The organism is Spiroplasma endosymbiont of Lonchoptera lutea, from assembly GCF_964019715.1.
GTDB lineage: Bacteria > Bacillota_I > Bacilli_A > Mycoplasmatales > Nriv7 > Nriv7.
Genome location: NZ_OZ026463.1, coordinates 250,407 through 262,753, shown reverse-complemented (window position 1 = coordinate 262,753; position 12,347 = coordinate 250,407). Strand labels below are relative to the sequence as shown.

The 12,347-nt window shown below is 27.5% G+C and carries 17 protein-coding genes; 7 read left to right on the top strand and 10 right to left on the bottom strand.

Features of this window, described 5'->3' with window-relative positions; translation table 4 throughout:
- Positions 1 to 3: 3 nt before the first annotated feature.
- Positions 4 to 948, top strand: a complete 945-nt coding sequence (locus AACK97_RS01295) for an IS30 family transposase (RefSeq protein ID WP_338968169.1) — start codon at positions 4 to 6, stop codon at positions 946 to 948.
- Here the strand turns inward: AACK97_RS01295 and AACK97_RS01290 are convergent.
- The 10 genes from AACK97_RS01290 to AACK97_RS01245 form a co-directional block, all read right to left on the bottom strand.
- Complete coding sequence (locus tag AACK97_RS01290) at positions 940 to 1,137, bottom strand: hypothetical protein (protein WP_338968167.1); 198 nt, start codon at positions 1,135 to 1,137, stop codon at positions 940 to 942. The genes AACK97_RS01295 and AACK97_RS01290 overlap by 9 nt on opposite strands.
- 18 nt (positions 1,138 to 1,155) lie before the next feature.
- A protein-coding gene (locus AACK97_RS01285) for an IS3 family transposase (protein ID WP_338966745.1) occupies positions 1,156 to 2,267 on the bottom strand; the annotation gives its coding sequence in 2 pieces (ribosomal slippage) (positions 1,156 to 2,024 and positions 2,024 to 2,267; 1,113 coding nt in all).
- Between the two features lie 131 nt (positions 2,268 to 2,398).
- On the bottom strand, positions 2,399 to 2,791 hold the full coding sequence (locus AACK97_RS01280) for a hypothetical protein (RefSeq protein ID WP_338968166.1): 393 nt from the start codon (positions 2,789 to 2,791) through the stop codon (positions 2,399 to 2,401).
- A 22-nt stretch (positions 2,792 to 2,813) separates the two neighbouring features.
- Complete coding sequence (locus AACK97_RS01275) at positions 2,814 to 3,062, bottom strand: hypothetical protein (protein ID WP_338968164.1); 249 nt, start codon at positions 3,060 to 3,062, stop codon at positions 2,814 to 2,816.
- 2 nt (positions 3,063 to 3,064) lie between these two features.
- Entirely contained in the window at positions 3,065 to 3,349 is a 285-nt protein-coding gene (locus AACK97_RS01270; RefSeq protein WP_338968162.1) for a hypothetical protein, read from the bottom strand.
- Between the two features lie 8 nt (positions 3,350 to 3,357).
- Positions 3,358 to 4,341 (bottom strand): hypothetical protein, encoded by a 984-nt coding sequence (locus AACK97_RS01265; RefSeq protein ID WP_338968161.1) that lies wholly within the window; start codon positions 4,339 to 4,341, stop codon positions 3,358 to 3,360.
- 23 nt (positions 4,342 to 4,364) lie between these two features.
- Entirely contained in the window at positions 4,365 to 4,601 is a 237-nt protein-coding gene (locus AACK97_RS01260) for a hypothetical protein (protein ID WP_338967064.1), read from the bottom strand.
- 48 nt (positions 4,602 to 4,649) lie between these two features.
- Entirely contained in the window at positions 4,650 to 4,880 is a 231-nt protein-coding gene (locus AACK97_RS01255; RefSeq protein ID WP_338968159.1) for a hypothetical protein, read from the bottom strand.
- Between the two features lie 164 nt (positions 4,881 to 5,044).
- Positions 5,045 to 5,266, bottom strand: a complete 222-nt coding sequence (locus AACK97_RS01250; protein ID WP_338968156.1) for a hypothetical protein — start codon at positions 5,264 to 5,266, stop codon at positions 5,045 to 5,047.
- Between the two features lie 2 nt (positions 5,267 to 5,268).
- Positions 5,269 to 5,610 (bottom strand): hypothetical protein, encoded by a 342-nt coding sequence (locus AACK97_RS01245; RefSeq protein ID WP_338968153.1) that lies wholly within the window; start codon positions 5,608 to 5,610, stop codon positions 5,269 to 5,271.
- A 578-nt stretch (positions 5,611 to 6,188) separates the two neighbouring features.
- Between AACK97_RS01245 and AACK97_RS01240 the strand changes: the two genes are divergently transcribed.
- The 6 genes from AACK97_RS01240 to lepA are packed head-to-tail and all read left to right on the top strand — an operon-like array spanning position 6,189 to position 12,296.
- Positions 6,189 to 6,464, top strand: coding sequence for a hypothetical protein (locus AACK97_RS01240; protein WP_338968150.1), 276 nt, complete (start codon positions 6,189 to 6,191; stop codon positions 6,462 to 6,464).
- Between the two features lie 24 nt (positions 6,465 to 6,488).
- Positions 6,489 to 7,124 (top strand): hypothetical protein, encoded by a 636-nt coding sequence (locus tag AACK97_RS01235; protein WP_338968148.1) that lies wholly within the window; start codon positions 6,489 to 6,491, stop codon positions 7,122 to 7,124.
- Positions 7,125 to 7,161: 37 nt separating this feature from the next.
- On the top strand, positions 7,162 to 8,952 hold the full coding sequence (locus AACK97_RS01230) for a DUF2779 domain-containing protein (protein WP_338968146.1): 1,791 nt from the start codon (positions 7,162 to 7,164) through the stop codon (positions 8,950 to 8,952).
- Positions 8,946 to 9,884 carry a methionyl-tRNA formyltransferase gene (gene fmt / locus AACK97_RS01225; RefSeq protein WP_338968143.1) on the top strand — a complete coding sequence of 313 codons (939 nt, stop codon included), beginning with the start codon at positions 8,946 to 8,948 and terminating at the stop codon, positions 9,882 to 9,884. Before AACK97_RS01230 ends, fmt begins: the two co-directional genes overlap by 7 nt.
- Positions 9,885 to 9,904: 20 nt before the next feature.
- Positions 9,905 to 10,498, top strand: coding sequence for a hypothetical protein (locus AACK97_RS01220; protein ID WP_338968141.1), 594 nt, complete (start codon positions 9,905 to 9,907; stop codon positions 10,496 to 10,498).
- Positions 10,485 to 12,296 carry a translation elongation factor 4 gene (lepA, locus tag AACK97_RS01215; RefSeq protein ID WP_338968139.1) on the top strand — a complete coding sequence of 604 codons (1,812 nt, stop codon included), beginning with the start codon at positions 10,485 to 10,487 and terminating at the stop codon, positions 12,294 to 12,296. The genes AACK97_RS01220 and lepA overlap by 14 nt, the downstream gene beginning before the upstream one ends.
- Positions 12,297 to 12,347: the final 51 nt, after the last annotated feature.

The following is a 12,347-nucleotide window of genomic DNA, read 5'->3' as shown; positions in this document are numbered from 1 at the left end:
ACAATGTATAAGTATCTGACTATTGAATCAATAATAGCAATAAAAGAATATAAAAGTTATGGATTTTCTATTCGTAAAATAGCAAAAGCAATTGATTATAGTAAATCAACTGTACACAGAGTTTGTAAATTATTAAATCAAAACTTATTACCATTAGAAATATTGAATCAAGTTCAAAAAAATAAACAAAATGCAGGTAGAAAATTAATAATTTTAACTTTAACAGAAATTAATACTATCAATCATTTGTTAATTACTAAAAATTATGCTCTTGATATAATTGCTGATTTTTTAAAGAAAAATAAAATAAAAAATATTTCAACAAAAACTTTATATAACATGTTTAAAACAAATCGAATGAGTTTTGATAAAAAAAATTTATTGAGAAAAGGCAAAAATAAACCTCATAAACAAAAAGAAACTAGGGGCAGAATTAATAATTGTAAATCTATTCATGAAAGAAATTTAATCATTCCAAATATTAAAAATATACAAGAATTTGGCCATTTAGAGGGAGATACTATCGTTGGTAAAGATCATAAAAGTTCTATTATTACTTTAGCTGATATATGATCAAAAATCACAATTCCTTTGAAAACTAAAAATCATAAAGCAGAAAGTATTACACAAAGTATAATAAAATTTATTTCAAAATTAATACCAGGAACAATTAAAACTATTACTTTTGATCGTGGTAAAGAATTTAGTAAATGAAAATTAATTGAAAAAAATTGTAATGTTAAAATTTATTTTGCAGATGCCGGCAAACCTTGTCAAAGAGGTTTAAATGAGAACAATAATGGCATTTTAAGAAGATATTTACCAAAATCTACTGATTTATCTTCATATAAACAAAAAGACTTAAATTCTATAGCATTTCAAATTAATTCTACACCCAGAAAATCATTATCTTATAAAAGACCAATAGATTTAATACAATTATTTTAAAAAACTGTCCCATTTATATTTACAATTCAGGAATATAAAACGAATTAAACAGTTTAATATTTCTGTTATGGTTACTCATACTAATGAATAACCTATAATCATTAACTTACCAATTGCTCCAAAATTTTTAATAAATTGTTGCAAATTTTCAATATCTGTATGTAATAATAAAACTATATGGATTGGCAACCCTTTTTAGGACACTTTTTATGTAGACTGGTATTTTCTAAATTCAACGGGAGTTAAATAATTTAAACTGCCATGAATTCGAATATTGTTATATCAATTAACAAAATCAAATAGTTCGCATTTTAGTTGTGTTAAGTTTGCAAATTTTTTACCGTTAATAAATTCGGTTTTAAAGGTTTTGTAAGTTGCTTCAGCAACAGCATTATCATATGGGCATCCTTTGGAGCTTAATGATCTTTTAATTTTAAAGGTTATTAAAATTTCATCAATAATTTTATTTTTAAACTCATTACCACGATCAGTATGAAATAAAGTTATTTTATTTAATGGTCGTGTTATCTTGTGAAAAGCTTGTTGAACTAATTCAGCAGTTTTATTTGGTCCAGCACTATAGCCAATTACTTCGCGATTAAACAAGTCAATTAATAAACAAATATAATGTCATTTAGTGCCAACTTGAACATATGTTAAATCACTAACAACAACTTCATTTGGTTTTTTGTCATTAAATTGACGATTTAAAACATTATTAATTTCGTCATTATTAACTGTTTTTTTATGATTACAATATTTTAACTTGGTGTATTTAGAAACCAAATTATTTTTGATCATAATGAATCGGATTTTTCGTCGTGATAAAATGATATTTTTTCTTATTAAAACAGCTTTAATTTTACGAGCACCATAAATCTTGCGACTTTTATTAAATGCACTGATAACTTCTTGTTCATAATTATTAACATCAAACTTGGTGCATTTATTAGTTTGATAATAATATGTTGATTTTAGTAAACCTAAAATCTTACATATTTTCCTCACTGAATATTTATTTTTGTTGTTATTAATTATTGTTATTTTTTCCCGATTATCAGTGCTGCTTGCTTTAAAATGTCATTTTCCATTCGTAATTGTTGGTTTTCTTTTCGCAAGTAAATTAATTCATTTTCTTCGACAGTGCGATTATCTTTTGCTTTAAATGACCCAGAATTATTATAATTTTTAATTCAACTATAAATAGTTGGTTTTGGTAAATTATATTCTTTCCCTAAATTAATAACACTTTTGTCATTTTTGTATAGCATTACAATTTGTTTTTTAAATTCTTCAGAGTATGAGGTTTTATTTCCCATTTTTATATTCCTTCTTTCTTAATAATTTTGAAGTCTATATAATTATGGTCCAACTTATTGTAGCCTATCCAATACTTAAAGATATGAATATAATGTAATTAAGTATTATTCATCAATATTTTTTTAAAAAATTAATGAGTTTGTTTGATTTCATTTTTCAAGGCTCTTTTTACTTTAATTTTCTGAATAATCAAGCGGATTAATTTTTCAAATTTAATTGCAAAATATATTGCCCCGCCTCATCAAAAAACAAATATTCCGGCTAGCATAATACCGCTATTGAACTTGCCAAAGAATTCAACCATCTGTTTATTCATAAAATCATTAAATTCGTTACTTGTTCCGGTTATTCATTTAGTATCGATTGCTGTTAATGCACAAATTAATAAGCTTATAAAGATGAAAATGATACTTAATGATACTTTTAACCACTGCTTTTTAAAAGAATTTTTAATCCTTAATCTTAATGGCATTTTTTCTTTTGAATTATCTTTTTTAAATAATTTTCCTAAAAGTTTTTTCATTTTAATTCTCCTTTCATATTTTTTATCGTCCTTTAATCACAATAAATAAAGCAATCAGTACACAAGTTACACCAAGAATGGTAAAAATTGGGTGTTGCGAAAATGTTCGTGCCATTGGTTTAAATAGTTCTAAAATTGTTAAATTGCTAGTAATAAACTTTTTAAAATTGGCAAGCCCTTCGCTAATATAGTTTGTTAGAGTTTCAAAATGACTACCAGCCAATAGTCCAAGAACAGTTATTAAGATAAAAATAATAATTAGTTTAAACATTGTTAGTTACCTTGTTTTGTTTTTATTGGTTTTATTTGTTTTTTAGTTTTTCCTCACGCACTTAAACGACCTTTATTTTTAACCGCATATTGGCGCTGTTTTTCCAAATTAACTTGTTGACTACCAAAACCGAGAATAATTGCCATAAGAAATTCTACAGCCAGCGTTAAGAATAGAGGAAATATTAATTGAATATTCGTTCCCGGCACCTGTAAACTTCAAATTAAGTCAAAAACTTTATAAAGCATTTGGGCGAGAAAGTCGGCCATTTTTGCGAGATTTTCCATTTTTTATATTATTCCTTTTCTTTCATTCTTCTTAAAAATTTGCTAAATTTATCCATTTTTAAGTATTCTAAGTCTTCTAAATCAATTGCTGTGTCAGTATAGTATTTGTCTTCATAGTCGGGATTTACTTTTGAATTTAAGTAATCTCTTAAAAATGCTAGGTAAAAAGAATTGTAAGTGTTTAATATTGGTAGAGGAATTTTTAGTTTAAAAAAATAAATATCAAGTTCAGGAATATCACGGTATTTAATGCGACGGCCCCTTTTACTATTTTTAGCATCAATTAAGGTGTTTCGTCAGCGTTCATATTCTTCAATGCTTGTAAAGGTACCGTAGATAACTTTTAAGTAAAGACGAAAAATATTAACGGGTTTTTTACGAATGCCCACAATCACATTATTGGCAATATCACGAACTTTAACTCAAATATGTTTATCTCGTTGACCACTAGCGAGAACGATATGACCGAAATGGCGTGCCAGAGCAAAATATTCTTGAATACCGGTTTCTTCGTTTTTGGTATTATTTTTTTCTCAATCCGTTCCTTCTAAAAATAAATTGGTTTCATCTCATAACAGTAAGGTTTTGTCTGGTAATACCGGATAATCAAAGTCTAATAATCCCATATGCCCCAAACTTAATTTTTGGGTTTCTAGTAATGGAAAGGTTGCGGCTATGTGATATTTCTTCTTTTTTAATAATTTTGATGCGTATACTAGAAAAGCAGTTTTTCCAGTCCCTAACGAACCAATAACAATATTTAATGGTGAATTTTTTAAGAAGTTAATCACTTTGTTAATTTGTGTTAAATTGCTGATTTTAAAAACGAAAATCAAAATACAACCTGCTAAAAATAAATAGCTCACAACGTTTTTAAAATAACCGTTATAAATGTATCAAATTGCTCCTCAATGTCATAAAATTAAAAATGAGGTACGATTTAATTCAATAAAATGGTTATTTTTTTCTATTATTCATTTGCAAAATTTCATCTTGCACCTCATTTTATTTTTTGTTAGCGCACTGCGCCAAGTAATTTTTCAAACATTTTAAAGCAAATAAAGAATATTGCCAAAATAAATGGAAAAATGAATATTCAGTAGTCGGCAAAGAAGTTACCAACTTGCGGCATATTAACGGCAATAATTTCTCACATTTTAGTAAACGCTGTTATAATTGCATTTCACAATTTAGTCATCGCATCGCTAGCTGTTATTTTTGCTGGTGCATCGGCCAAGAAAGTTCCAATCATATAATCACCCCCTTTCTTTAATGTAACTTCTTGACATTAATTTTGTTTCTATCTAAATACTGATATGGTTTTCCAAAGTAACATTAGAATAAATCACACCATAATTGCTGTTAAGAATCAAAAAGCAATGTTTGCTATTAAAAGTCAAAGTGTTTCTTTGGTTAAATCAATTTCTTTACCACCACTAATATGAGCCGGGATAGTTGTGATTTGAATAAATAAATCTCAGAAAGTTTGTTTAATTTGTTCTCAATTAAATTCTTTTAAGTTTATTGTCATTTTTTATTTCCCAAAAATCATTTTTATTGGTAAATACATAATTGAAATTAAGGCGAAAATAAAAGTAATGATAATAATTAATCCGGCAATAAACGCAATTTGTGCAGGCATTTTTTCTATCGGAACAAACAGTTTTAAGAACTCCATGATAATTTCTCAAAACATTATTTTTTATGCTCGTTATTTTCTTTTAAATTAGGAGCTTTAACTCATTCTTCAAAGCGAGCAATAAATACTTTCTCGTCTTTCGTGAAATTACCAGTATTATTTTTAATGGCATTTTTATATTTAATTCGCATTTTTATTTTGGCATAAATTTTATAAGCAAAATATGCTGACAGCATGATGCTGATAATAATAAATATTAGTCCAATTGCAATATTCATTTTTAAGCTCCTTTAAAATAGTTATAATTTATATCTTTTTTGTTATTTTCTTTTTCGGCAATGAAGAAGCCTAATAATTCTTGGCCTTTAATTAATTTGGTTTCTTGCTCTTGTTGATTAATTGATTGATTAATTGAAATTACTTGATATTTACTATCTTTTATTATTATTCCAATGCAAATTGAATTTTCGTATTTTCCTTTATAAACAAATCGCTTTGGAAACCAAATGCCGATTTGTTCATTAAATCATGGAATTTTTGGTGCTTTAATAAGCATTGCGTTTTGTGTTTCTTTTAAGAGATATTTTTTAGTATTTAAGAAAATGTTTTCAATGTTTTTCATAATAAATTACCTTTCTTATGAATAAACTAAGTTGTATTAACTAAGTTGTTAGTTAACTTAGTTTTTTAAACACTTAATATATCGCAGATTTAAATGTTTAACAAGCTTTGTTATTAAATTTTGTTTTTTAATTAGATAAAGATTTTAATAATTTTAAACTTAGTATATCCCCTATATAGAAATTTCTACACTTTAACATCCGCATCCTACCCTTGGAACTAATTTAATAGCGTGTATATTTTTAGGAAATCCACCCATTCATTTTTTTATTGCAAAACGAAACAAATTGCTATAGCTAATAGGGTATTATCTATCAACTGGTAAACTTCTTTTGGTTATGGCGACCACCCACAATTTATCGTGCTTTAATACATACCAACATTATTAATTCACTTGTATTTAATTTTCAAAGAACAAATTTTTAACACCTTATAAAATAAAAAGACAATCATTACTGACTGTCTTAATACTTATTCAAATCTTTGCCTACCTAAGAAAACTTTATGCGTCCCTTAAAAAAGTAGTAAAAAAGATGTATAATTACTTATGTACATTTAAAAAAAGTGTGGGTAGAAAAAGTGAGTTATTATTTACAATCAAAATATCAGTTTTCACATCATGTTATTCTTCGTGTTAAACAGCGATTAAATTTGAAACATTTAAATGATATTGAATTAAAAATGCATTGTTTACAATTAATTAATGAGGCATTTTATGTTGTAGATATAAAAGATGATATTTATGTGCAAATTAATGATAGTGATTTATATTTTGTTATTGATAAAAAATCTAATTTGGTTAAAACAATAACGCCAATAAGTCAAGAGCGTTTATTAAGTATTATTAAAATTTAATTATTTTAAAGGAGGAAATGAGTAATGTTTTTAGTAACAGGTGATTTACAAAATGGACAAACTACTTGGGTAATGTTAGGTTTAATTATTATTATTGTAGTTGTAATGATAGTTTCTTCAATTCGTAAACGAAAACAAGATAAAATTGAAAAAGAAAAGCGTCAAAAAGAAGTTAGAGATAAAATTAAGCAGTATTTAAAGATTAATGATAATATTGCTCATAAAAGAATTGAATATGATAAAGTAATTGCTAGAGCAGGTAAAGATTATAAATATCGTGATGTTTTTGATGTTGTTATCAAATTATATGACTCAAAATCAAATGCGTTATATGCTACTAAAGCTTTTGAAGTTGAAGGTTTAACAAAACAATTAAGTAAAAAAGAATATGAAACAACTTGAAAAGTTAATCATGAATTAGAATTAGAAGCTACTTTAATTCGTTTGCAAAAAGAACAAAAGAAAAGTTATTGAAAAATGACTAAGGCTGAGCGAACACAAGTTAGATTAGAACGCAAGGAAGCAAAAAAAATAGAAAAAGCAGAAATTAAAAAAATTAAGCAAGAGAAAAAAATCAAAGCAACTAAAAAAGTTGTTCAAAATAAAAATGAGGTTCTTATTAAACGACAACCTAATGAGAAGTTTGGTGCTAAAAAATAAATAGTTTAATTAATTCATAATCTGAGGAAATGATAAAATGCTTCATAAAATATATAAAGAAGATTATAAAAATTATCGGGAATGTGCTAAATTATCATTTCTTTTACGAAAAGAAAATCATCAAAAGACAATTCAATGGCACGATAGGGAGTTAACTTATTTTTTTAGTTTGCCTGAATTTGGTGATGAAAAGCAAAAAGATGACTTGACGAATATTTCTGCGCCTAGTTTAGAATTATTAGCGAATGATGATTATAGTTTTAGCGATTTAGAGGTAATTGATAGTGAAACTATTCTTGATGGTTTAGAAGTAGGTTATCATGCTAAGCAATATTTTTTACGAAATTATCGTTGTTTTGATTTAGATACTTATGAAAAACATCTTGTGGCAAATAAAACGGTAGAAAAAATTCTTGATGCTAATCTTGAAGTGTTGTTTGAACCACGATTTGAATATAATGGTTGTGTTACAAAGGTTGATGTTTTAAAACGAAATGGTACAGGTTGAGACTTAATTGAAGTTAAGGCAACAACTAAGGTTCATCGCGAACATTTATATGATGTTCTTTATCAATATTATATTTTGACTAATTGCAATATTGAGATTAAAAATATTTATTTAATGCATTTAAATGGTTTTTATTTTCATCAAGGTGATTTAGAATATGATAATTTGTTTATTTTAGCAAGTAAATATAATTTAACAACTACTGGTTCAAAGCAAGAAAATATTATGGTTGGTGTAAAAAAAGATTTAGCAAAGCGAGATTTTAATCAAGATATTCAGCGCATTAAAGATATTTTTCAAATGCCAGTTGCTGAAGCATTAGCGTGGTTAAAGACTAGTCAATGTCATAATCGGGGTAAATATGATTATTGTATTCATGTTTATGCTAAATTACCTAAAGAGCATACAATATTTAATCTTTATCGGTTAGTAAAAACTAAAAAAGCAAGATTATATTATGAAAATAATTTTTTGTCGCTTTATACATCTAATTTTTTTGATCTTAATTTAACAGCTAATCAATATCGCCAAATTAAAGTTGTTCAAAATTTAGAAGGTGTTGTTGCATTGTCAGAACGAAGATATTTACAAAGTATATATAAGGAATATGTGTATCCGATTTATATGTATGATTTTGAAACTGTTAAAAGTGCCATTCCGAAATATGAAAATAGTACACCATATGAGCAAATTCCGTTTCAGTATTCAATTCATGTTTTATTGGATAATAAGTTTAATGAAGAGAAACATAATATTAAACATTATCGTTATTTAAGTGATGGTGTTGGTGATCATCGTTTAGTTTTAATTGAAAATTTAATTAAGGATTTAACACGATATGGGATAGGTACTTATGTTGCATATAATAAAAGTTTTGAGAAGCAAGTTTTAAAAAAAATGGCATTATTATATCCGATTTATGAAGAAATATTAATGCAAATTTCTGATCGGACTGTTGATTTAATGGATTTCTTTAAAAATTTTGCAATTTATAAAGCAGAATTTAATGGTAGTCTTTCAATTAAGAAAACATTGCCGGCTTTTAATTTGGAATTTTCTTATGATGATTTGGAAGTGCAAAAGGGAACCGATGCTTCCAGTTTATTTCGTAAACGGTTGTATAATGAATTACAAAAAGATAATAATCATTTGTTTTTCTTGAAATTAAATAATGCTTGAAAAACTATTAGTTGGCAACAATGACAAGACAATTATGTTAAAAATTTGTTATTATATTGTGAACGCGATACTTATGGAATGGTAGTTTTATTTACTAAAATTTCTGAATTATTGCGAGAACAGGGGTGAATTGAATGGTAACGAAAGTTATTTTTATGGGGACACCGATTTTTGCTAAAGAAGTATTATTAAAATTATTAACAATGGATTTTATTGAAGTTGTAGCTGTTGTTTGTCAACCTGATCGTAAAGTTGGGAGAAAGCAAGAAATGAGGATTGGTGGTGTTAAACAAGTAGCATTAGCATCAAAATTAAAGATTTTTCAACCAGATAATATTAACGATATTGTTTTAGAACTAGATAATTTAAATGCTGATTTAATAATTACTTGTGCTTATGGTCAATTTTTGGGAACAAGGATTTTACAATTGGTGCCGAAAGGTTGCTTAAATATTCATGCTTCGTTATTACCTAAATTACGAGGTGGAGCACCAATTCATTGAGCGGTAATTAATGATGAAAAGGAAACTGGTATTAGTTTAATGAAAATGACATCTCAAATGGATGCGGGGCCAGTATTTGTTCAAGAGAAAATTAGGTTGGTGGCAAATGAAACGGCAAGTAGTTTGCATCACCGTTTAATTTTGTTAGCAAATATGATGTTAGAAAAATATTTATTCTTAATAATTAGTGGTAAAATTACTCCAGAAATCCAAAATGAACGACTTGTATCGTTTGGTTTAAATATTAAACGAAATAATGAAAAGATTATTTGAAATGTTGATGCGAGAAAAGTAACTTGTCAAATTCGTGGTCTTTTTGAAATCCCTTTAGCTTATACGACTTATGAAAATAAGATTTATAAAATTCATCAGGCGATCGTTTATGATATTAATAAACAGGAAAAGGCAGCGGGAACAATTTTATCATTTCAACAAGATGGTATTGAAGTTCAAACGAGTAAAGGAAGTGTTTTAATTCAAAGATTACAACCTGAGGGTAAAAAAGCAATCTTGGTTAAAAATTTTTATCAAGGACAACATCCTTTGCGGGTTGGAACAAAATTTATTTAAGGAAAGGATTTGAAAGAAAAATGTATCGTTTTCGTTCATTGAAATATTTAGCAACAACAGGTGTAATCACAGGTCTTTTAATGGTTTGTGGTTATGCTTCTAGTTTTATTAAAATTGGCGTTGGTTATTTGCAATTAGCTGATATTATTGCTTTACCTTTAATTACCTTTATTTCTGGGCCAATGATTTTATTTGCTAATCCGATTGCGATGGCATTTGCTGATATTATGGGGGGATATTTTGTTTTTGTTCCCATTACGATTGTTGTTAGGATTTTAATGTTTGTTATTATTCGGATATTAGAACCATATTTTCATTTTATTATCAGTCATTTTTTTGCGGTTTTACCAGTTTTAATTATTTATCCACCATATACTTACTTTATTTCTAATTTTGATTATAGTTATGCGATTACAGCATTAATTAATGATGCTGTGCAAGCGATATCAACATATATTTTTTCCTTGTTTATTACTTGGTTTTTAATTAGAATTAATAGTGTCAGTTATGGTCATCTTTGAAGTGATAATGATTTTGATTATTTACGAGCGACAGCGTTAGAAAATAGTAATTTAGAACAAAGTAAGGAAATTAAAAATAATGGCAACAAATAAAAATTTAATTCGTAATTTTAGTATTATTGCTCATATTGATCATGGTAAGTCTACTTTGGCGGATCGGCTTTTAGAATTAACGGGTACGGTTAGTAAAAGAGAATTAAAAGATCAATTATTAGATTCAATGGATTTAGAGCGAGAAAGAGGAATTACTATTAAGTTAAATGCTGTGCAGTTGCAGTATGTTGCTAAGGATCATCAACAATATTGTTTTAATTTAATTGATACGCCGGGACATGTAGATTTTACTTATGAAGTTTCGCGTAGTTTAGCGGCTTGTGAGGGAGCATTATTAGTAGTTGATGCTACGCAAGGGATTCAAGCGCAAACATTAGCTAATGTTTATTTAGCGATTGATAATGATTTAACAATTATTCCTGTTATTAATAAAGTTGATTTGCCTAATGCGGACCCCGAAAGAATTAAACAACAAATTAGAGGATTGACAGGAATTGCGTATTCGCATATCCCGTTAATTTCTGCCAAGACTGGTTTAAATGTTGATGAAGTGTTAGAAACTATTGTTAGAGATATTCCTGCTCCAATAAAATCCCAAGATGATGCTCCTTTGCAGGCATTGATTTTTGATTCTTATTATGATCAATATCGTGGTGTAATGATTTTTATTCGTGTTTTTCAAGGAACTGTTAAGATTAATGATAAGATTCGTTTTATGGCAACAGGGGGTGAATATGAAGTTATTAGTGTTGGTATTAAGACACCGTTGGAAGTTCAGCAGGATGCAATCTATGCTGGTCAGGTTGGTTGAGTAGCGGCGGCTATTAAGAATATTAAAGATGTTCAAGTAGGAGATACAATGACACATGCTGATTTTCCAACATTAGTGCCATTATCAGGTTATCGAAAAATTAATTCAATGGTTTATTGTGGATTATATTCCGTTGATAGTTCGCGTTATGAAGATTTAAAAGATGCATTATCAAAATTGCAATTATCAGATGCTGCTTTGGTATATGAACCAGAAAATTCACAAGCATTAGGATTTGGTTTTCGTTGTGGGTTTTTAGGTTTATTACATATGGATGTTATCCAAGAACGACTTGAGAGAGAATATAATTTAGATTTAATTGCTACGGCGCCAAGTGTTATTTATGAAGTGCATTTAACTGATCAACAAATTATTACTGTGGATAATCCGAGTAAATTACCGGAAGTGCAAAAAATTCGTAGTATTAATGAGCCTTTTGTTAAAGTAACGATGATGACTCCTGAAACTTATTTAGGTGGTTTAATGGAGTTATGTCAGCAAAAACGTGGTATTTATCAAAATCTTATTTATGTTGATGATACAAGAAGGATTTTGACTTATGAAATGCCGTTAAATGAGATTATTTTTGATTTTTTTGATCGTTTAAAATCTGTGTCTAAGGGCTATGCTTCATTAGATTACGAATTATTAGGTTATCGACCAAGTAAATTAGTAAAGATGGATATTTTATTAAATGGTGCGGTTGTTGATGCTTTATCAATGATTGTGCATAAAGATTTTGCGTATGCTCGTGGAAGAAATTTATGTGCTAAATTAAAAGATATTATTCCGCAACAAAACTTTGAAATTCCTGTACAAGCTTCCATTGGTAATAAAATCATTGCGCGAGAAACTATTAAGGCGTTAAGGAAAAATGTTACTGCTAAGTGTTATGGTGGCGATATTAATCGTAAGAAAAAGTTATTAGAAAAACAAAAGAAGGGTAAAAAGCGGATGAAGGCTTTTGGAAATGTTGAATTACCACAAGAAGCTTTTATGGCAGTTTTATCTATTGATGATAAATAAGCATATTATATTGAAATTTTAATTAATCGGTTATTTTATTGTTAATAATAA